Here is an 18,336-nt window from a genome sequence, read left to right on the forward strand (position 1 = left end):
GACGAATCACTGTCATGAACTACTACAGCATGGCGGCACAGGAACGGGTCAAGGATGCCGCATACGACGCTCTTGAGAAAGTTTTGAACGGTATGTTCGAGCCGCTCAACAGACACGCGCTCGCGGCGCGGTGGAACCAGGCCTGTGAGGCCATGGAGAAACACCTTGAAGCCCAGGACAATGGCGAGGAATAACGCCAGTGAAAGGTCCGCACCGCGGTCCCGATGGAACGCGAAGGACCCCTCGCCATCCGCTGTGAGAGCGGATCGGCAAGGGGCCCTTCGAAGCCTAGGTGAGCGCTGAGATGCGGGTCAGGCCATGGTCTGGTTGATCTGCAGCGTTCCGCCGCGCGTGACGAACGGGTGGGAAGCGAGCAGTGCGCTCACGGCCTCGGCCGAGTCTGCTTCCAGAATGGAATAGCCGAGGATGTCTGCAACGGCCTCCGGCGCCCCGGTGGCGACTTGACCCGCGAAGCCCAGCGGTGCGCCGGGATCTGTGACCGCCGGACCGGCATTGCCAAGCCACGCCATGAAGTCTTTCCGGGCAGCTTCCATTTCGGCCGGATCCGGATGCCCTGCGCCGTGATAGGTGATCAGAAATTTGGCCAAAATGACTCCTCAGTACGGATCGTCCGCTGCGAAGTTCCCCGCAGCATCGCCAGTGTACCCGGCCACCCTGACCACGCAGCTGGTGAAGAGAGGTAGCCGGCGTCTAGCTCCCCTCGGGCAGATCTTTGTTTGTTGCCGTCGACGCGGCCTCCGGCATCTCTTCGCCCCAGCGGGCAGACCCGAGCCGGCGGATAACGGCCACCAGCTTGTCGCGCAGGTCCTCCACGCCCATTTCGACGCCGGGAGCCAGATTCCGGGCAAGCGTCCGGGCCTGGGCAAGGGCCGTTTTGCCCAACTCGGAAACAGCCACCCGCTGCGAGCGCCCGTCCAGTCGACTCCGTTCCCGGGTAATGTGCCCGTGAGCCTCGAGCCTCGAGAGTGTCTGTCCCATGGTTTGCGCCTGCACCCGGGCTCTGGCTGAAAGCCGGGCCTGCACCATGGACCCTTCCGCGTCGAGAACTTCCAGCGCTATGACCCCCGCGTGGGTCAGGCCCAGGACGGCAAGCTCCTCATTCCAGGCATGCTCGACCAATCGCGCTGCAGTTGAGAGCAACCGTGGAGTCGTCCATTCGTTTAAGTCCGGCATACTCCCACCATAGTAAGCCTGCTTCCTATCTACAGCTTGTCTGTGTGAAATGGGTGGACCCATGACCATATTCGGCTGGCACATTATGCTCGCCATATGTCGCCGGATCGCTATCTTACTGAATTGGCCAGCACCCTGGACCGCCTAAGGGCCCTGGCACGCCAGCCCGAGGGCATTCTGACCCGCCCGGTGCCGGCTTGTCCTGGCTGGACGCTCAAGGAGCTCTTCGGGCATCTGGGGTCAATCGAACGTTGGGCAGCCGAAATAGTCGTTTCGGGCAAGTTCATCGATGAACCGGCACCACCGGCCACCGGAGCCGTAACGTGGTTCCTCGAAGGCGCGGACGCCTTTCTTGGGACAATGTCGGCGCTCGATCCCGAAGAACCGTGCTGGAACTTTGGACCACCGCCGCGCAAAGCCGGTTTCTGGCGCCGGCGCCAGGCACATGAACACGCCGTCCACCTCATCGACGCGTGCCAAGCTTCAGCGTTGGCGGTCCCCTCCTTCGCAGCAGATTTCATGCTCGACGGAATCGACGAAATCCTGACAATGTTCACTCCGCGACAGCTTCGCCTGGGACGGATGCCGGAGCCGGAAGGGGCAGTGACCTTCCGCGTACCCGGGGCCCGGAGCTGGAAACTCGGCCAAGGGGCAGCCGAAGCTTCCATTACCGCCCCGCTGGCCGGGATGTACCTGGGTCTCTGGGGCCGCTCCAACCTCGCAGAAACAGCTCTCATCGAAGGTGACAAAGCCCTTGCGGTCCGCGTTCTGCAAGGCCCGCTCACTCCCTGACCTGTCCCGCCTGCTGCCTCTTTGGATTCCGACGCCGGAACGGGCACATCCCATCCGGCACCTCTGTGGCTACGAACCAGTTTCAGAGAGTAGGAGCAAGGTGACCATGAGTGTTCAGCAGAACAGCGCCGCCACGCTGCAGGGGCATGTCTTTCCCACGGAGTTGGGTCCCTGCATGGTGCGTGTCCAGCCGCGCACCCGGGGCCTGAGTGCCGCGTCCGGCACGCCGGAGGTCTACCTTCACGGCGCTGCGGGATCCTGGACCACCTTCCAGGCGCTCCTTTCCGGGATGCCGCTTTCAGGCACACCGGCCAACGACCGTGTCCTGATTGATCTGCCGGGCTGGGGCGAATCCACAAGAGGTGCCCGGTTGGAACGGTTCAGCATCGAGGCGATGGCACGCGCCGTCAACGGGGTGCTGAATGCGCTGGGCTACCGGCGGTGGAACCTGGTGGGCCACTCCATGGGAGGCTTCCTGGCCTTGCACATGGCAGCGGCATGGCCGGAACAGACCGCCAGCGTGGCCGCCATTTCGGCCACCACATTCAGTGTGTCCGACGCGTGCCGCGCGCCGCTCCCCGGCCTTTACAAATTCCCGTCGTTCACAGGCATGCTGCTGGCCATGCGCTCCATGGCGGCCCTCGGTCCGGCGGGGACGGCACTGGTCCGCACCATCGCCACCACACGCCTGATGCGACCGTTGATGTCCCCGTTCTTCGCAGATCCCGCAACTATTCCACCGGCGGTGTTCCGCGACCTCGGCGACGATGCCCGGCCGGCCAGCTTCTCTGCTGCCGCCAGGGCCGCCGCGGACTACGATTTCAGCCGGTGGCGCGGCATCCTCTGCCCGGTGCTGGCGATCCGCGGCGACAGTGACGTGTTCACGCCCGAGCCTGACCTGGCCCGGTTGGCAATAATGGTCCCCCACACTCGGCTGGCGACAATCCCGTACTGCGGCCACTTTGCCCACATCGAGCAGCCCGAGCAAGTGCAACAGCTGCTCCACGAACTGTGGTCCCGGTGAAGTGTTGCCCCTACTTCAGCAGGTGCACGATCGTCGTTTCGGTGTCGGCCGGATCGGGTGTCGGGTCTCCATAGATCTCCCAGGAGTGACCGGCAGACTCCCTATGATTCGCCGCCATCCACTTCTCGATTGCCTTGTATGCCTCGTCCATGCGGTGGTATGGCCCACGGTGGACCGCTATGGCAGCTTGGCCCGCGGGGGTTTCGGTTGCGTAGACCTCGCCCGCCGTTTCAAAGGTGTGGGTGACTTCTACGCCGAAGTCGCACAGAAGGGGCGCGTCGGGTTCGTTCGGGTGGTGGTAGACGAAGATGTTGTGGCCGTCCGTCCACAGACCCGGTTGACTGCGAATGAAGTCCCAGACCTTGCCCACCGCTGGCCCCCATGCCGAGCCAACTTCGTCCGGCGCGATCTCGCGCCGGACGGCGGCCAGCTTGCGCGGGCGAACAGTCTGTAGGTTGACGGGGACCGACATGCCGGGAAGGGCCCTGATCTTCAGCTAGTACTTGTCCGCAGAGTCGACGGATTCCCCGACGGTGATTTCGGGGGCCACGTTCGGATCGCCGCCGACCGAGCCGATGAACGCCTGGATCTCGGGATCACCGAAGAATTTCTGGAATGCCTCTGTCGATTCCCATTCATCGACCACGAGGACAAACCCGTCCCCGACCGCGAACTGATGGTGGATTGCGCCCGCCGCCCGGCCGCGCTCGCCCCACTGGCGGTACTCGTCCGCGCGTTCCTCGAGCGACTTGGCGAAAACGCTCGTGTCACCGGAAATCTTGCTTGCAATGATGACTGACATGATGTGACCTCCTATGGCCTGAACTCAGCTCGTGGCAGCCGGCCACACGACGATGCGCCTGAACGGTCTGACACGTGAAAGACCATACTCACTCCGCCCGGCAACCGCCCGAGTGGCCACTACTTGTCATTCGCCGCGATCTGTCCTGGGTTCTCTAGTTACTGAACCCGGATAGGATTTCCGGGTACCCAGCTTCCCGAACGATCCCGAAAGAACAGCACCGCATGCCGCACCTTGACGCCGCCCTCCCGCTCCACACCTTGCCGCAGATGCTCCTGGACGTTGCCGCCGTCGAGCGCAATATCGGCATCAAAGAGGCATGGACACGGGAGCGCGGCATGGTGCTGGCCCCGCACATCAAGACCACCATGACCGGTGAAATTGTCCGCCGGCAGTTGCCCGGCTCCTGGGGCGTGACCGTGGCGACCATCGCGCAGGCCGCATACGCCATCGAGTGGGGAGCCAGCCGGATCCTCATCGCGAACGAGGTGCTGTTCCGCGGCCACCTTGAGCAGCTGCGCGCCTGGCTGGCGGCCTCGCCGGAGCTGGAGATCTACTGCCTGGCCGATTCGGCGGCGGGTGTCCGGGCCATGGCCGAGGTGTTCGAAGACTCGCCCCGGCCGCTGAACGTACTGATCGACGTCGGAACCCCCGGCGGCCGCACCGGGATCCGCAGCGAGGCCGAGGCCGGGCCCCTGGCCGAGGAGATCCGTGCCGCCAGCGGGCTGCTGCTGGCCGGCGTCAGCGCCTACGAGGGCGTGGCACCGAACACCCGGACGAATGAAAACCTGGCCGGGATCGATTCGCATTGCCGCCTGGCCCGCGACATATTCGATGAGCTGCACCCCGCTTTCGAGGTGGATCTGCCGGTGTTCAGCAACGGCGGCTCGGCGTTCCAGGACCGTGCCGCCGCGTTCCTGCCGCACAGCGCCTCCGTCAATGTGCTCCGCTCAGGCTGCTACGTGGTGCACGATCACGGCACCTACCAGGGCGTCTCCCCGGTCCCCGGTCTCACCGCGGCCGTTGTGGTTCGAGCGCTGGTCATCTCTGCCCCCGAAGCCGGGCGCGTGGTCCTGAACGCGGGCAAGCGCGAGTTGGCGTACGACGCCGGCCTGCCGGTGATCGTCTCCCGGTACCGTAACGGGGCCCTCCTGCCTGCCCGCGCAGGCGCCACGCTGACCCGCCTCTTCGACCACCACGCCATCGTGGACGACGCCGAAGGCCTGCAGGTCGGCGACGTCGTGGACCTTGGCATCTCCCACCCCTGCTCGGTGTTCGACCGCTGGCGCGAGGTCGTCGCAGTCGGCGATGACGCCGTCGAGACCTGGCGGCCTGTGTTCTAACCGGTCGAACGCGCTGAAACCGTTTCGTCCTGCAAACGTCCATTACAACGGGTCTCTTCGCTGTGCATGGAGGAGCAGGAGCCGGGACTGCTGTGTCGCAACTTAGCGTTCATCACCCCGCCAGCGGGCGTTCATTACCGCCAAGTAACTTTGAGAGCTCTTGTAAGGCCCCAACCCTTTGAGAGGCTCCACCATGAGTAATAACCGCACCCGAAGCATCCTCACGGCCACCGCCGCCGTCATCTTGGCAGCGTCCGCGATCGGCGGCACCGCGGCCGCCCAGGCCGCCGGCAACAATGACCAGCAACAGGGCAACAACGCCGAGTCCGGCAGCCACAATGAAACGAACACGGCCCTGGCCGACGACTTCAACGGTGTTGACCGCAGCACTAACTGGCAGCAGACCTCGAAGCTGAAGCTGAACTTCCCCACCTTCCACACCGAGGGAATCGCCTACAGCCAGGACCACATCTTTCTCTCAGCCGTCCAGATCATCGAGCCGACGAAGAAGTTCCCGACTCCGCAGAACGGGTTCGACCGCACTCCCGGCAAGGGCATCGGCCACCTTTTCGTCATGGACAAGGCCGGCAACCTGCAAAAGGACATCATTCTGGGCGAGGGCGACATGTACCACCCGGGCGGCATCGACTTCGACGGCACCAACGTCTGGGTCCCTGTGGCCCAGTACAGGCCCAACAGCAGCGCCATCGTCTACCGAGTCGATGCGAACACCCTCGACGTCCACAAGCAGTTCGAGGTCAACGACCATTTCGGTGGCATCGTGATGGACAAGCAGACGGGCCACTTGGTAGGCAATACCTGGGGGTCGCGCCGCTTCGCCGAATGGGATCTCCAAGGCAAACAGCTCTCCACGTGGGAGAACCCGAACTACTTCATCGACTACCAGGACTGCCAGTACGTGCCCAGCTCCAAGATGCTGTGCGCAGGGATCACCAATCTCCCGCAGACTCCGGGGGCCGGGGGCACCGGAGCCACCTATGAACTTGGCGGCATGGCGATGGTTGACCTCAAATCCCGCAGCGTGATCCGCGATGTTCCGTTCCAGCAGTGGTCCACGGCCGGGCACGTGGCCACCCGCAACCCGTTCAAGATGACCGCCGACGGGAACCACCTCACCATGAAGGTCGCCCCCGACAACGGCGACGAAGGCAACGGCACCGAAATCCTCACCTACGAAGCCACCGTCACGCCCGCTAAGTAGCGCAACCAGGCGATAGCCGGACAATGCCGGGGTCTCAGCCGGGGCCCGGCATTGTTCCCTCACCGATCGGCTACCGCCCAGTGCCACGCTCCCTGGTCTCCCAGGGAAAGGCTTCAACACGCTTCAGCGCCTTCTGAATATCCTTGGCATGCGATTCAAGCCTGAGGTCCGCAAGATTTCCGAAGCCGTAGGTGAGCCACTTCCGCCCGAATGCCCTCTGCTTCGGCGACAGGACAGGCTCCCTTGAGAGTTCAAGAGCCCTTAAGACACGCTCACGAGGCGTCGGCCGCCAATCGAACCACCCCTCGATCAGCGCTGCCACCACCTGGGCAATGATGTCCGCAACCATTTCATCGCCTCCCAGGAAGTACTCGTAACGGGGACCCGCAGGCCGGCAATCAAATGAGGACTGCGAAATGTCGGTGGAGACTTTTGAAGCGAGCGTACCTATTCCGTGGACACAAACGATTAAAAGAGTGAGGACAATACCGAGCTAACCCTCGCGAAGGCTGCGTGACAACGGCGCGCCGTACAACCCGGGAAGAACACATCAATGACACTCACTGCCGAGGCCATTCACACGCTGGAAGAGATCGCCGTCCGCTTCAGCCCCGACGGCGCCCCGTTGGCCGTCCGATATGACGGCGGCATCTGGGCTGTGGATCCCGACGCCGGAGCCGCGCACTGGTTCGGGCGCGGAAGCGGGCGGGATGGCAGCGACTCGGCCGCCACCGACAGCGAACACCTCGCATCCATTGAAAACTGGCGGGTACAGGCTCGCCTCAACTCAGACTCCGCATTGCTCACATTCCATCTGCAGCGGAGTCCGGGATCCCCGGACTGGTTCCTGGTCACGACCGAGGAACTGGTCGAGCAGCTTTCGGTCTGAACTACACACCGCCCTCGACACGCTGGCATGCCGACGGCGGATCGCCCGAGTGCGTTGCAGCCTTCCATCCCTGTCAGTGCAGTCGCTGCTGCCAGTCAGCCGGGACACGTGAGGCTGGGCCCGGAACAGTTTGGTCGAGCGGGTGATGCGCCGGGGGTTCAAGTTCCGGACCGGCGAAAAATGCGGAGTCGGGATAGTTGAAGAACCAGTCCTCGCCGGGTTCGAAGCTGCGGATGACCGGGTGGCCGCTGGACTGCGCGTGGGCTGTGGCGTGTTGCCCCGGCGAGTTGTCGCAACAGCCGATATGGCCGCACTCGGCACACCGCCGCAGGTGGAGCCACCAGCCTCCGTTGGCCTCGCATTCGACGCAACCAGGTCCGCTGGGTGGAATCGAAACGTCGATTCCATGATTTGCATTCATGTGGCTTTCCCTCGTATTGGAGTGCCTTTGGACCACCCACTACTTTACGCCCCGGCTATTTCACGCCGAAGGAATGTTGCCCTCGTGGTGAGTGCGGCCAGCGGGCCGGATCCGCCTCCAGCGCGGCCCGGTCCCAACGTCCTGTCTCCGCAGCCGCCTCGTAGGTGGACTGCAGGAAGCGCAACAGCATCTTGTCGGGGTCCGAGGCAGTGCGGACGTTCTCATACGGGAGGAGGTACAGCCTGCCGTCATTGTTGTAGGCGGCACCGTCGGCGTCGGTCAAATATTCGGCGTAGCCGGCGGGCTCGGGATAGCAGTAGGCATAGAAGGCTCCTTCGTCCCCTCCCCCGGGCCAAAACCCGCAGCTGCTTAGCTCGTGGGAGTAACCCTCCACCATCACCCAGTCGGCGCAGTTCGGGACTCCTCCGGGGTGGGTGGGCGCGTCCCGTCCGGAGAAGCGGGAGTACGCGAGGTCCATGCCTCCCCAGAAGAAGTGCACGGGACTGGCCTTGCCCCTGAAACGTGACCTGAATTCGTTCAGGACGCGGTCCGACTGGACCAATTGCCGCCAAAACAGCCCGATAGCCTCCGGGTCGTAGGAGGCGTGCTGATGGTCCTCGGCGAAGGGTATGGCCGGGTCCACCTCGTTCGGAATGCCGCGGATAGACGCCTCGATACCGAGCCGGCCCAAGGCGTCGAATACCTCGGAGTGGAATTCGGCCACCGACTTGGCTCCGAGAACGACGAATGCTGAAGTTCCGTTGCTGGAGCGTATGTGCAGCCGGTGTTCAAGGAAATCGAATTCGATGTCGTAGGCACCGCGGGCATACGGGATCATTGATGTCGTCAGCCCGCGCGGCGTGACGTAAAGCGTCACCTGCCACCAGTGGTTAAGCATCGGGGCGTGCGCCATGCGGATTTTTCCGACGATCTGGGTCCACATGTGCACGGTCTCCCGGGTCGGGGTCCAATCATCGACCCGAAGCCGTGGCCATCCAGGGTGAGCCATCTGACAATTCTGCCACCTTTAGCGCCAGAACCGCCGAGCTCCCCTGGGTCGGCGCCTGGCCCGACGTCGGAGGCGCGTAGGCTCGGCACTATGACAATCAACTCTTCATCCGACCGTGTCCGACGACTGGGCGGCTGGCTCCCCGAGCGACAGGACGACCTTGAGGAATGGATTGCCGGTCACCGGGAACGGGTGGAGGCGCGGGGCGAAGACGCTGCTCTACATCCCGTGATCGTCGAGTTCAAGGAGCTGATCGCGAGCGATCCGGTTGTCCGCCTCTACATGACGGAGATGATCGAGCAGGTTCCTAAATCGAAGCCCTACCGCAAACGGCATCTCACGAGCGTTGACCAGATGCTTCGGCTCATCAACGAGGTCCTGACGACTGCCCCCGAGTTCAGCGAAGGCGGCATGGTCACCACGCCGTTGACAGCGATCCTCGATTGGACCATGGGTACCGAGGCCGGGTTCGCGGCTCACCGCGATCCCCGGATCATCGCCATGTTCCGCAAAATACTGAACGCTTGGTCCGAGTTCCTGAGCAGCGAGGACTCGCTTTATGTGCTCAACGACTCGCCGTCCGGGTGGATGTCGGAGAAAGCGCGGCAAGTTGTCGGGATGGACGACTATGAACACGATCCCCTCGCCGAGCACTGGGGCTTCACGTCGTGGAACGATTTCTTCACCCGCCGGCTCACCTCTACCTCAAGACCCGTCGCTGCACCCGAAGACGACAAAGTCATCGTCAGCGCCTGCGAGTCGACGCCATACAAGATAAGCTCCGACGTTCAACGCCAGAGCCGGTTCTGGGTCAAGAACCAGCCCTACTCACTCGAGGACCTGCTCGCCCGGGACGAGTCAGTGGACCACTTTGTGGGCGGAACTGTGTACCAGGCGTTCCTGAGCGCGCTCAATTATCACCGGTGGCACGCTCCCGTCGCCGGAACGATCGTGCGGGCGTACGTCAAGGACGGCACGTACTTCTCCGAGGCAGACTCCGAGGGGGCCGACGCCGTCGAGCCGACCCTCTCCCAGTCATATCTGGCCCATGTCGCTGCCCGCGCGATCATCCTGATCCAGGCCGACGACCCCGTCATCGGTCTCATGGCGGTGATCCCGGTAGGCATGGTCGAAGTCTCGTCCTGCGTCATCGATCCGGAGATCGTCCCGGGCCACCACGTGAACAAGGGAGACGAGCTGGGGTACTTCCAGTTCGGCGGCTCGACCGAGTGCCTTGTCTTCCGGCCCGGTGTCATCGACCAGTTCGCTCTCACCGCTATTCCCCAACCGCAGGATCCGAACGCACCCCTCGTGCGGGTCCGGTCGAAGCTGGCGACCGCTAAGTCCTGAGGTCGACGGGCTGCTTCCTGATCTATCGTTTGCCCAGGATGAATGACGGGGATACGCGACGACCAGGGCCTCGTCGGCTTCGTCAACGTGATCTGGGACGGCCAGGCGCACGCGTTCATCGAAGACACTCTGGTGGCACGTCGAGCCCGCCGACAAGGTATCCTCGGGACGCAGCGGCACGAGCTAGTCTTGATGTGCCCTAGGGGTCTGGCCAGAGTGCCGGAGCACGGTCAACGCCCGCGTAAGCGATATGTCCACCCGGGCGATGAGCAGCGCTGTCAGCAAGGCTGCGGCAACGTGGGTGTCCAGCATCAAATCCGGTGAGTGCCCGGCAAGGGATGGCGTCGCGGTCAGCTGCCCAGGCTGCAATCCCGTCGCTGCATGCTGATGTTGGGCGGTCGCGGCAGCCGAGAAGGTCCCTGAGAGCCGTTCGAAGGCCAGATGCAGAACTTGCTGGGCCACGCCGCAGAGAACGAGCAATAACCAAGTCGGTAGGTTGATCCGTGCGAGCAGCGAAGCGCACATACTCAGCAGGGCCGTCAGCGCCATCAGCACCGGAACCCCGGGAGACACGCCACCCGAGACCAGGTGGGCGACCAAGCCCAGTCCGACCGCCGCCGGTCCGACTTCCCAGCCCGGGAATCTCGGACGTCGACCGGATCTTCGCTCATCCATGCTGCTCTCCCTTCCACCGTTCGACGGTTCTGCCCTCCTTCATGGTGCCGCCGTTTCGCACCTGAAGGAAGACTTTCCGGCCGCTCCACGCGTGGGTCAAAGCACCCCTACCTATGGCTAGGAGATTCGCCTCCGAAGGTGCCATCGTAAACATGGCGTCGATCCACGGCGCCGTCGCCGCTCCTGGCAACGCCGCTTACACCGCGGTCAAGCACGGCGTCGTGGGCCTGACGAAGAATGCTGCGGCTGAATATGGGGCCCAGGGGTTGCGCGTCAACGCGATCGGCCCCGGCTATATGGATACGCCGCTGTCTGAGCCTCCGCCGTCAGCCGGCGACTCGCGGATCAGGGCCTAGTCCGAGTGTGCGATGCGTTCAGTCAGGGTAACCCGATACCTTCGCACACGTCGGCGCGCCTCCTTAAAGTAAGTAGGGTGAGCAACAGAATCAGTACCTACCAGGCATGGCAGCGCCTGCTTGACGGCAACGAGCGTTTCGTCACGGGTGATTCGCTGCATGCGAACCAGAACGCCTCGGTACTCCATGTCCCGCTGATCGTGGTCCTTGGACACGACAATTGCGGCGCCGTCACCGCCACGAAAGACGCCGTCGAAACCGGGGAGGTCCCCCAAGGCCACATCCGCGACCTGGTTGAACGGATCACACCGTTTGTCCTCAAAGTCGATGCGTGACATTGCGCACTCAGCTCCAGGAAAGCTGCTCGATCCTCCGTTTCACCTTTCCGGTCATGGGCAAAATCGACGTCAACGGTCCCGCGCGCCGCCCGCTTTACGGGCGGCGCTTCCCACTCGGCAAAGTGTGACACCATTTGCTCCATGGTTCGTAAAGTTGCATACCAAGGAGAGCCCGGCGCCAACTCCAACATCGCCTGCCTACAGATGTTCCCCGACATGGAGCCAGTACCGTGCCCCAGCTTCGAAGATGCTTTCGAACTAGTGAAATCCGGCGATGCGGACCTCGCCATGATTCCGATTGAGAACTCCATCGCCGGACGGGTTGCGGATATCCATGTGCTCCTGCCTGAATCCGGATTGCAGATTGTGGGCGAACATTTTCTCAGGATCCGATTCCATTTGCTGGGCATACCCGGAAGCACCCTCGAACAGGCGCGAGAAGTGCACAGCCACGTTCATGCCCTCGGCCAGTGCAGGAAGCTGATCCGGTCAATGGGGCTGAAACCAGTTGTTGCCGGCGACACGGCAGGTTCCGCACGGGAGGTCCGCGACTGGAATGACGCTTCCAAGGTCTCGCTGGCGCCTCCCCTCGCCGCCCAGATGTACGGGCTGGACGTCTTGGCAGAAGACGTCGAGGACGACGCCACCAACACGACCCGGTTTGTCGCCCTGTCCAGGGAGCCACGGCAGCAGACCCGCGACGAGTTGCCCGGTCCGGTGATCACCAGCTTCGTCTTCAGGGTCAGGAACGTACCGTCGGCGCTGTACAAAGCCCTGGGTGGTTTTGCGACGAACGGTGTGAACATGACGCGCCTGGAAAGCTACATGGTAGGTAACGAGTTTGCTGCCACCACCTTCATGGCCGACGTTGAAGGGCACCCATCCGACACACCCGTGCGACTTGCGCTCGAGGAGCTGGTGTTCTTCACCGATGAGGTCAGAGTTCTCGGCGTATATGCTGCTGCTCCATACCGAAGCCTGGGCTTCACCGATTCCGGCAATCCAGGCACAACGCCTGCTGGCAGTCCAAAGCCCACCTTGTCGCTTTAGTGGCTACCCGGGTGCGTGAGCATCGGCAAGACCCACGCGATAATCACCGGAAGTTTGAAAACAGCGATGACGAAACAGGTCGCGACGGCAAGCGCCCATACCGCCCGCCGTCGTCGGGCCCCCACGACTTCCGTCCTGAGGGCGGCGAAACCCCGTTGAAGAGCGACGGCGTCCCCGGGCGCCGCGGGCCGGCGGTGCCAGGTTTCCGGCAGCGCGGCAACAGCGACAATGCGGGCGAGCTGCTCCGGAGTGTGGACGGGTTTGCGCCGGTTCAGCCAGCGCAACAGCTGACCGTCTGTCAGCACAGTTATGCACTCGGGCCGTTCCCGGACCGTGATGCCCTTGGGCTCCACGAACACCAGGACACCGGTGACCTCCACCGCGAGACCTGCTGCTGCGGAGAGGAGCTTGCCGGCTCGTGCGGCCTCGTGCATGGCGTTGGGAAGATAGCGCTGTTTCGTGCCGGCCACCATGAGAGTGCGGCCGGCCACCCAGATTCTCCGGTTTGACTGATTCTTAGTGTTCACTGTGTACACCCCTGCCGGCCCGATCACCACATGATCAATGTCCGACGTGCCGGCCCCGACCGGAACCGCATGAAGGACTGTCCATTCCGGTCCCAGCCGCGCCAGAACCCGAGCCACCGCCAATTCCCCAACGGCGCCCGTGTACCAGGGGCGGCTGTCCGCTGTCAGCGGGTCAAGCCCGAACACGCGCCCCAGCCGGGACCGTGGAGCGTCCCTTTCCCGCACGGCCAAGAGCTCGGCCATCACGGCCTGACCCGGTACCCGGTCAGTCAGCAGCTCGGGACTGAGCGCTGTGCCTGGACCTTTGCCGGGAACCTCCGGCGGGTCCGGAGGCAGACCTGTACCAGTCGGGAAAGGGTCGGGGATCATGGGCTTACGCAGTGTCGTTGGTACACAGGACCGATCCTAGCTGTGCCGGGCGAGAATCCAGGGAGGACTTCATCGGCGGCCTGACGGATCCGACGGGGAGCCTCCGTGCCGGCCCAATGTCTCACAGAGTTCTCGTCAACAGGCACCACCGCGCCCCTACCAGGGACCGCCATCCAAAGGGGATTGCCTCTCGCCGCGGAAGGCGGCGAGACCTACTGTGGAGTTATGGACGCGACAGCAGCCCACGCCTTTGCGACTCCACCGGTATCACTCCACCGCCCCACCACTGCCGTTGAAGACATCATCACCCTCGCGGCCGGCGTCTGGCTCCTCACCGGAACCTATGTTGACGGCTGGGCGCACAACAACCTCCGCGACCTCGAGACGTTCTTCACTCCGTGGCACGCGATCCTTTACTCGGGCTTCGCGGCCTGCGCCGTCTGGATCGCCGCCCTGACCTGGCGCCGGCACGCCCCCGGCGCGCGGTGGACCGAAGCGATCCCTGCCGGCTATGGGGCCGCAGCTGCCGGGGTCGTCCTCTTCCTCGTCTCCGGAGCGGCCGACTTCGCCTGGCATTCGGTGTTCGGCATCGAGCAGGCCTCAAGGCGCTATTCAGCCCCTCCCATCTGGGGCTCGCGACCGGCGGATTCCTCATCCTCAGCGCGCCGTTCTCCGCAGCATGGCACTCACCCGTGCGGTCGTGGCCGCGGCTGATGCCCGCCGTCGTGAGCGCCATGCTCTCCGGCATGGTTGCGGCGTTCATCCTGCAGGAGTTCGCGGTCTTCGCCCGCCACGGACTCATCCAGACATACGCCGGCGCTGCCGGGGCGCAGCCCGCGGTGACGGTTCCGACGTCGTCAAGCATCATGGTCTCCTTGGCATCGTTCTTCGTCTCAACAGCCGTGCTCTTCGTGCCCGTCCTCTTGCTGTCGCTGCGCTGGCGCCTTCACGCCGCGGTGCCCGCGGCCATGGCGCTGCTCCCCTCCGTGGCCCTTCAGATCATGGTCGCGCTGCGGGACGCCTGGCTCGTGCCGGTGGCCCTTCTCGGTGCCGTCCTCGTCGGAGTGGTGTGGGTCGTGGTGCGACCCAAGCCGGACAGCCACGCACGGCTCATGACTGCGATAGGCCTCTCCCCCGTCGTGTTCTGGGCCCCGTACTTCGCCGGTGTGGCGCTGCACGACGGGGCGCTCAGCTTCTCCCCTGAAATTTGGGGCGGGACGCTCGCATGGACCGGACTCGAAATGCTCGCCCTCGCCGCGCTCACGCTCAAGGTGCGAGCCACTGCAGGCACCAGCCCAGTTTCACCAGCCCGCTGACTCGCCAGCAGCGCCGGTCATGTCCCGGAGCCAATCCCGCCTCACTGACGGAGTTCGAGAGCGTCGAGCAACCGCTTCACCGAGCCGCCAAGGTTCCAGTCGGTGGCGAGACGCTCAAGTTCAATGCGTGAATCTCCGACGACGGGATGCAACAGCGCTCCCGCCTCGTCGAGAGTGGGCAGTGCGAGGTCGCGCACGACGTTCACAACAACGGGCGCAACCGCCAGGTACTCGGCGGCAGCGGCGAGTTTCGACCTCACGGGCGCGGACAGTCCGCTGCCTGGATCGATCGCGGCCGCGAGCAACGCGTCGAGCGTGCCGTACCCCGCGAGCAACGAAGCCGCCGTCTTTTCGCCGATCCCCGCGACTCCCGGCAGCCCGTCGGAGGCATCGCCGCGCAGAGTCGCAAAGTCGGCGTACTGCTCGGGCAACACACGATACTTGCGGACGACGACTGCGTCGGTCACGATCTCGAGGTTCTTCATGCCCCTCGCCGTGTAGATAACTCGCACCTGGCGGGCGTCATCGACCACCTGGAACAGATCGCGGTCGCCCGTCACGACGTCGACAGGAAGCTTGGCGTGGCTGGCGTAGGTGCCGATGACGTCGTCGGCTTCATGGGAGGCAGCCCCGACGACGGCGATCCCCGCAAGGCGGAGGATCTGCCGGATCATGGGAACCTGCAGCTGCAGCGCATCCGGTACCACTTCGACGTCGGGAGCACCAGGTATCGCCTCCGCGACCCGATGCGACTTGTACGACGGGATGAGGTCCACCCGCCATTGCGGACGCCAGTCCTCGTCCCAACACGCCACCAAGTGCGTGGTCCCATAGTCGGTAGTGAGCCGCGCGATCATGTCCAGCAGTCCGCGAACGGCGTTCACCGGAGTGCCGTCGGCGCTGCGGATCGAATCGGGCACGCCGAAGAAGGCGCGAAAGTAGAGCGAGGCCGTATCAAGGAGCATCAGGCGGTGAGGCATAACCGATCCTTACATCCACTAGCCCGAAAAGGGCAGATGCTTTCCGGTTTCCCGGAGAAGCACCTGCCCTCTGTGAAGACGTTACTTCTTGGCGCGGCGGCGAATCACTGCTGTGGATGCCGCACTGGCCGCCAGAGCGCCTGCACCGACCAACGACCACAGGACCAAATTGGACTCGGCACCGGTGTTGGCCTCGCCGCTTCCGGTGCCGGCGGCGGTAACGCTGGAAACAGCAGCAAGTCCGGAATTGCCCTTGCCGTTGCCGCCGCCGTGGTTACCGCCGCCATGGTTGCCGCCCCCGTTATTGTTGCCTCCGCCGTTGCCGGAATTCACAACCACGGCTGCCCAGCGCCTGTTGCCGGACGTGGCGCCGACAGCGCCGATCATGTAGTTGCCGCCGTCGGTGAAGGTAATGGGCGTAGAGAAAGCGCCGGTGCCGTCAGCAATAACGCTGAAGTTGGACGGAGCGGGCCTCCCACCGTCCGAAGCCTTCTTGCCGCCGGTCCGCTCGAACGTGATGTTGACTGTTTCGCCGGCGATGTAGCCGCTGCCGGAGAAAGTGATGGATTCGCCGCGAGCTATGGTTCCGTCAGAAACGGTTCCGTACTCATTGCCTGGCGCCGGGTAAGTTCTGCCTGACATGGCTGCCCGCTGAGTCTCCCGCCCTCCCGTTTGAAGGGGGTACCAAGGTCTGGGTCAGCGACCCAGGATCGGGCGGCCAGGAGTGGCGGAACGTCATGGAAGACCCGGCCATCGCCGCCATCGACAACAACTTGACCGCGGCTTGAGAGCCGCGAATTCCTCGGGCAGATTTATGTGGAGGGGCGGCTGTTCATCATCCTTTTGCCGCGGCTCTCGGGCCTATGTCGGTTGCATTCTGGGCGTCGTCCAGGCCGTGGTGTCGATGACCCTGCACGATCCTGGAAACGGCTGCTTCCGAGGCCGCCGAGAAGGGGCCGAACCGTCCCTCAACGGCCCACCGGGTTTCCTCTTCAATGAGATCGGCGTTGATCCGTGCGCCGGCCATGACGCCCTCGGCCGCCGCGGTGATCACTTGGGCCATCAAATTGGAGACATTGCCCGCTGCATACACACCCTGGACGGCCGTCGCACCCGTAGCGTCGGTCTCGATGAACCGCCCGGACCCCATGGGGTGCATTTGAGTACTTAGCCCGAGTGATTCCAGAAGCGCGGATTTGGCCTCCATCCGTGTACTGACAGCCAGGGCCTGCACGTCGAGCGAGGAGCCCTGGCGGAGCGTGAGACCCGTCAGGACACCGCCGACAGCGTCAACGGAGGCCACGGCGCCGTCGACGACAGTTACGGACCGGGCACCGAGCTTGTCCCACTCTTCGTCGGTGGGCTCCACGGTGTCGTTGAGGAAAAGGGTGATGTTCGGGGACCACTGCCTGAACAACAGTGCCTGATGGACGGACATCGGTCCGGTGCCCAGCACCCCGATCCGTTTCCCGCGGATTTCCCAGCCATGGCAGTAGGGGCAGTGCACAACGCCCTTTCCCCATTGCTCCTGCAGGCCGTCGATGGGAGGCAACCCGTCAGTCAGACCAGTGGTGACCAGCAGGCGCCTGCACGAGAACCTGCGGGCATCTCCGAGCATCACCTCGAATCCATCTGTGGTGCGCTGTGCCGAAGCGGCTTCGCCGTCAATGACGGTTCCTCCGTAGGAGAGCACTTCGTTGCGTCCGATCGCCAGGAGTTCCCGGGGGTTCATGCCGTCCCGTGAAAGATAACCGTGCACACCCGCCGCGGGCGCATTGCGTGGTGTTCCGGAATCGATGACCAGCACCGAGCGCAGCGCGCGGCTCAGCGTCGTGGCCGCACTGAGCCCCGCAGCGCCGCCCCCGATAATCACAACGTCATACCGTGTGGTGTCCATAATGATTTGCCCTTCGTCATGTCCAGAAAGTCCGCCGCCAGCGTCTCTGGGCGGTTACACCACCTTCCATCGCAAGAAGAACAACTGGCAAACTCTTTTGCTGTTGTGGCAAACTGCGGGTATGGCAAATGAGCTTGATGATGTTCTCGGGGCTGTCGGGCCCCGGCTTCGGGCACTCCGTACGGAACGGGATCTCACCCTCGGAGAGGTGTCGTCCGCATCAGGAGTATCTGTTAGCACCCTGTCCCGCCTGGAATCCGGCCAACGCAGGCCAAACCTCGAAATCCTGCTGCCCTTGGCAAGGTTGTACGGTGTTCCCCTTGATGATCTGGTCGGCGCCCCACCCACCGGGGATCCGAGAATTCACCTGCGGCCCATCACGCATGGCGGCATGACGGCTGTTCCTCTCACGCGCCAGCCGGGCGGTTTGCAGGCCTTCAAGATGGTGCTCGCCGGTGATGCCCGTGGGGCCGAGCCCGATCCGCGAGTTCACGAAGGCTACGAATGGCTTTACATCCTCAACGGACGGCTGCGCCTGGTGCTGGGCGACAACGATTTTGAACTCCGCGCTGGCGAAGCCGCGGAGTTCGACACCCGCACACCGCACTGGTTCGCCAGCGCCGACGGAAAACCCGTCGAATTCATCAGCCTGTTTGGACAGCAGGGCGAGCGGATGCACGTGCGCGCCCGCCCCAAGCCCTCATAACGACTCGCCAACGGCCCTTCTGAACGCCCCCAATGTAGGTGGCCCCTGATATTCCGGGGCTGTTTGGGGGTGTCTG

The 18,336-nt window shown here is 63.9% G+C and carries 24 protein-coding genes and 2 pseudogenes; 14 read left to right on the forward strand and 12 right to left on the reverse strand.

Features of this window, described 5'->3' with window-relative positions; translation table 11 throughout:
- The first annotated feature begins 14 nt into the window (after nucleotides 1–14).
- Nucleotides 15–194: a hypothetical protein gene (locus AB4074_RS17250; protein WP_441414489.1), complete on the forward strand. Its 180-nt coding sequence runs from the start codon at nucleotides 15–17 to the stop codon at nucleotides 192–194.
- Between the two features lie 117 nt (nucleotides 195–311).
- Here AB4074_RS17250 and AB4074_RS17255 read toward each other — a convergent pair whose 3' ends face one another.
- Nucleotides 312–608, reverse strand: a complete 297-nt coding sequence (locus tag AB4074_RS17255) for a hypothetical protein (protein WP_441414490.1) — start codon at nucleotides 606–608, stop codon at nucleotides 312–314.
- 103 nt (nucleotides 609–711) lie between these two features.
- Nucleotides 712–1,194, reverse strand: a complete 483-nt coding sequence (locus AB4074_RS17260) for a MarR family winged helix-turn-helix transcriptional regulator (RefSeq protein ID WP_441414491.1) — start codon at nucleotides 1,192–1,194, stop codon at nucleotides 712–714.
- 123 nt (nucleotides 1,195–1,317) lie between these two features.
- Here AB4074_RS17260 and AB4074_RS17265 point away from each other — a divergent pair, with 123 nt between their 5' ends.
- A complete protein-coding gene (locus AB4074_RS17265) occupies nucleotides 1,318–1,986 on the forward strand; it encodes a maleylpyruvate isomerase family mycothiol-dependent enzyme (protein ID WP_441414492.1) in 669 nt (222 codons plus the stop codon).
- A 106-nt stretch (nucleotides 1,987–2,092) separates the two neighbouring features.
- A complete protein-coding gene (locus tag AB4074_RS17270) occupies nucleotides 2,093–3,010 on the forward strand; it encodes an alpha/beta fold hydrolase (protein WP_441414493.1) in 918 nt (305 codons plus the stop codon).
- Between the two features lie 10 nt (nucleotides 3,011–3,020).
- Here the strand turns inward: AB4074_RS17270 and AB4074_RS17275 are convergent, their stop codons facing one another.
- Together AB4074_RS17275 and AB4074_RS17280 are read right to left on the reverse strand one after the other, a co-directional pair.
- On the reverse strand, nucleotides 3,021–3,482 hold the full coding sequence (locus AB4074_RS17275) for a GyrI-like domain-containing protein (protein ID WP_441414494.1): 462 nt from the start codon (nucleotides 3,480–3,482) through the stop codon (nucleotides 3,021–3,023).
- Between the two features lie 24 nt (nucleotides 3,483–3,506).
- Nucleotides 3,507–3,812: a hypothetical protein gene (locus AB4074_RS17280; RefSeq protein WP_269991764.1), complete on the reverse strand. Its 306-nt coding sequence runs from the start codon at nucleotides 3,810–3,812 to the stop codon at nucleotides 3,507–3,509.
- A gap of 224 nt (nucleotides 3,813–4,036) precedes the next feature.
- Between AB4074_RS17280 and AB4074_RS17285 the strand changes: the two genes are divergently transcribed.
- Nucleotides 4,037–5,155 carry an alanine racemase gene (locus tag AB4074_RS17285; protein WP_441414495.1) on the forward strand — a complete coding sequence of 373 codons (1,119 nt, stop codon included), beginning with the start codon at nucleotides 4,037–4,039 and terminating at the stop codon, nucleotides 5,153–5,155.
- A gap of 193 nt (nucleotides 5,156–5,348) precedes the next feature.
- Nucleotides 5,349–6,377, forward strand: a complete 1,029-nt coding sequence (locus AB4074_RS17290; protein WP_441414496.1) for a DUF6454 family protein — start codon at nucleotides 5,349–5,351, stop codon at nucleotides 6,375–6,377.
- Nucleotides 6,378–6,447: 70 nt separating this feature from the next.
- On the opposite strand, the gene AB4074_RS17295 is transcribed toward AB4074_RS17290, so the two are convergent.
- On the reverse strand, nucleotides 6,448–6,726 hold the full coding sequence (locus AB4074_RS17295; RefSeq protein ID WP_441414497.1) for a hypothetical protein: 279 nt from the start codon (nucleotides 6,724–6,726) through the stop codon (nucleotides 6,448–6,450).
- 204 nt (nucleotides 6,727–6,930) lie between these two features.
- Here AB4074_RS17295 and AB4074_RS17300 point away from each other — a divergent pair, with 204 nt between their 5' ends.
- On the forward strand, nucleotides 6,931–7,266 hold the full coding sequence (locus tag AB4074_RS17300) for a hypothetical protein (protein WP_441414498.1): 336 nt from the start codon (nucleotides 6,931–6,933) through the stop codon (nucleotides 7,264–7,266).
- Between the two features lie 73 nt (nucleotides 7,267–7,339).
- On the opposite strand, the gene AB4074_RS17305 is transcribed toward AB4074_RS17300, so the two are convergent.
- Nucleotides 7,340–7,687 (reverse strand): UBP-type zinc finger domain-containing protein, encoded by a 348-nt coding sequence (locus AB4074_RS17305; protein WP_441414499.1) that lies wholly within the window; start codon nucleotides 7,685–7,687, stop codon nucleotides 7,340–7,342.
- A gap of 55 nt (nucleotides 7,688–7,742) precedes the next feature.
- A complete protein-coding gene (locus AB4074_RS17310; protein WP_441414500.1) occupies nucleotides 7,743–8,696 on the reverse strand; it encodes a DUF5996 family protein in 954 nt (317 codons plus the stop codon).
- Between the two features lie 90 nt (nucleotides 8,697–8,786).
- Between AB4074_RS17310 and AB4074_RS17315 the strand changes: the two genes are divergently transcribed.
- Complete coding sequence (locus tag AB4074_RS17315) at nucleotides 8,787–10,046, forward strand: phosphatidylserine decarboxylase family protein (RefSeq protein ID WP_441414501.1); 1,260 nt, start codon at nucleotides 8,787–8,789, stop codon at nucleotides 10,044–10,046.
- Nucleotides 10,047–10,229: 183 nt separating this feature from the next.
- Here AB4074_RS17315 and AB4074_RS17320 read toward each other — a convergent pair whose 3' ends face one another.
- The gene (locus tag AB4074_RS17320; RefSeq protein ID WP_441414502.1) at nucleotides 10,230–10,721 is read right to left on the reverse strand and encodes a hypothetical protein; all 492 of its coding nucleotides are present in this window, start codon (nucleotides 10,719–10,721) and stop codon (nucleotides 10,230–10,232) included.
- Nucleotides 10,722–10,828: 107 nt separating this feature from the next.
- On the opposite strand from AB4074_RS17320, the pseudogene AB4074_RS17325 reads away from it, so the two are divergent.
- The 4 genes and pseudogenes from AB4074_RS17325 to AB4074_RS17340 all read left to right on the forward strand — a co-directional run.
- Nucleotides 10,829–11,050: pseudogene (locus AB4074_RS17325) on the forward strand (SDR family oxidoreductase); the annotation flags it as partial.
- A 104-nt stretch (nucleotides 11,051–11,154) separates the two neighbouring features.
- Nucleotides 11,155–11,397, forward strand: a pseudogene (locus tag AB4074_RS17330) (carbonic anhydrase); the annotation flags it as partial.
- A gap of 11 nt (nucleotides 11,398–11,408) precedes the next feature.
- On the forward strand, nucleotides 11,409–11,543 hold the full coding sequence (locus AB4074_RS17335; RefSeq protein WP_441414503.1) for a hypothetical protein: 135 nt from the start codon (nucleotides 11,409–11,411) through the stop codon (nucleotides 11,541–11,543).
- A gap of 13 nt (nucleotides 11,544–11,556) precedes the next feature.
- Nucleotides 11,557–12,465: a prephenate dehydratase gene (locus AB4074_RS17340; protein ID WP_441414504.1), complete on the forward strand. Its 909-nt coding sequence runs from the start codon at nucleotides 11,557–11,559 to the stop codon at nucleotides 12,463–12,465.
- Here AB4074_RS17340 and AB4074_RS17345 read toward each other — a convergent pair.
- Nucleotides 12,462–13,361 (reverse strand): nuclease-related domain-containing protein, encoded by a 900-nt coding sequence (locus tag AB4074_RS17345; protein ID WP_441414505.1) that lies wholly within the window; start codon nucleotides 13,359–13,361, stop codon nucleotides 12,462–12,464. The genes AB4074_RS17340 and AB4074_RS17345 overlap by 4 nt on opposite strands.
- A 225-nt stretch (nucleotides 13,362–13,586) precedes the next feature.
- On the opposite strand from AB4074_RS17345, the gene AB4074_RS17350 reads away from it, so the two are divergent.
- Nucleotides 13,587–14,075, forward strand: coding sequence for a hypothetical protein (locus AB4074_RS17350; RefSeq protein ID WP_441414506.1), 489 nt, complete (start codon nucleotides 13,587–13,589; stop codon nucleotides 14,073–14,075).
- On the forward strand, nucleotides 14,054–14,677 hold the full coding sequence (locus tag AB4074_RS17355; protein WP_441414507.1) for a hypothetical protein: 624 nt from the start codon (nucleotides 14,054–14,056) through the stop codon (nucleotides 14,675–14,677). The genes AB4074_RS17350 and AB4074_RS17355 overlap by 22 nt, the downstream gene beginning before the upstream one ends.
- 41 nt (nucleotides 14,678–14,718) lie before the next feature.
- On the opposite strand, the gene AB4074_RS17360 is transcribed toward AB4074_RS17355, so the two are convergent.
- The 3 genes from AB4074_RS17360 to AB4074_RS17370 form a co-directional block, all read right to left on the reverse strand.
- Nucleotides 14,719–15,657, reverse strand: a complete 939-nt coding sequence (locus tag AB4074_RS17360; RefSeq protein ID WP_441414508.1) for a 5'-3' exonuclease — start codon at nucleotides 15,655–15,657, stop codon at nucleotides 14,719–14,721.
- A gap of 81 nt (nucleotides 15,658–15,738) precedes the next feature.
- A complete protein-coding gene (locus AB4074_RS17365; protein WP_441414509.1) occupies nucleotides 15,739–16,299 on the reverse strand; it encodes a hypothetical protein in 561 nt (186 codons plus the stop codon).
- 193 nt (nucleotides 16,300–16,492) lie between these two features.
- Nucleotides 16,493–17,554 carry an NAD(P)/FAD-dependent oxidoreductase gene (locus AB4074_RS17370; RefSeq protein ID WP_441414510.1) on the reverse strand — a complete coding sequence of 354 codons (1,062 nt, stop codon included), beginning with the start codon at nucleotides 17,552–17,554 and terminating at the stop codon, nucleotides 16,493–16,495.
- Nucleotides 17,555–17,675: 121 nt separating this feature from the next.
- On the opposite strand from AB4074_RS17370, the gene AB4074_RS17375 reads away from it, so the two are divergent.
- Nucleotides 17,676–18,260: a helix-turn-helix domain-containing protein gene (locus tag AB4074_RS17375; RefSeq protein ID WP_441414511.1), complete on the forward strand. Its 585-nt coding sequence runs from the start codon at nucleotides 17,676–17,678 to the stop codon at nucleotides 18,258–18,260.
- Nucleotides 18,261–18,336 lie beyond the last annotated feature (76 nt).

The organism is Arthrobacter sp. 2MCAF14, from assembly GCF_052115645.1.
Lineage (GTDB): Bacteria > Actinomycetota > Actinomycetes > Actinomycetales > Micrococcaceae > Arthrobacter.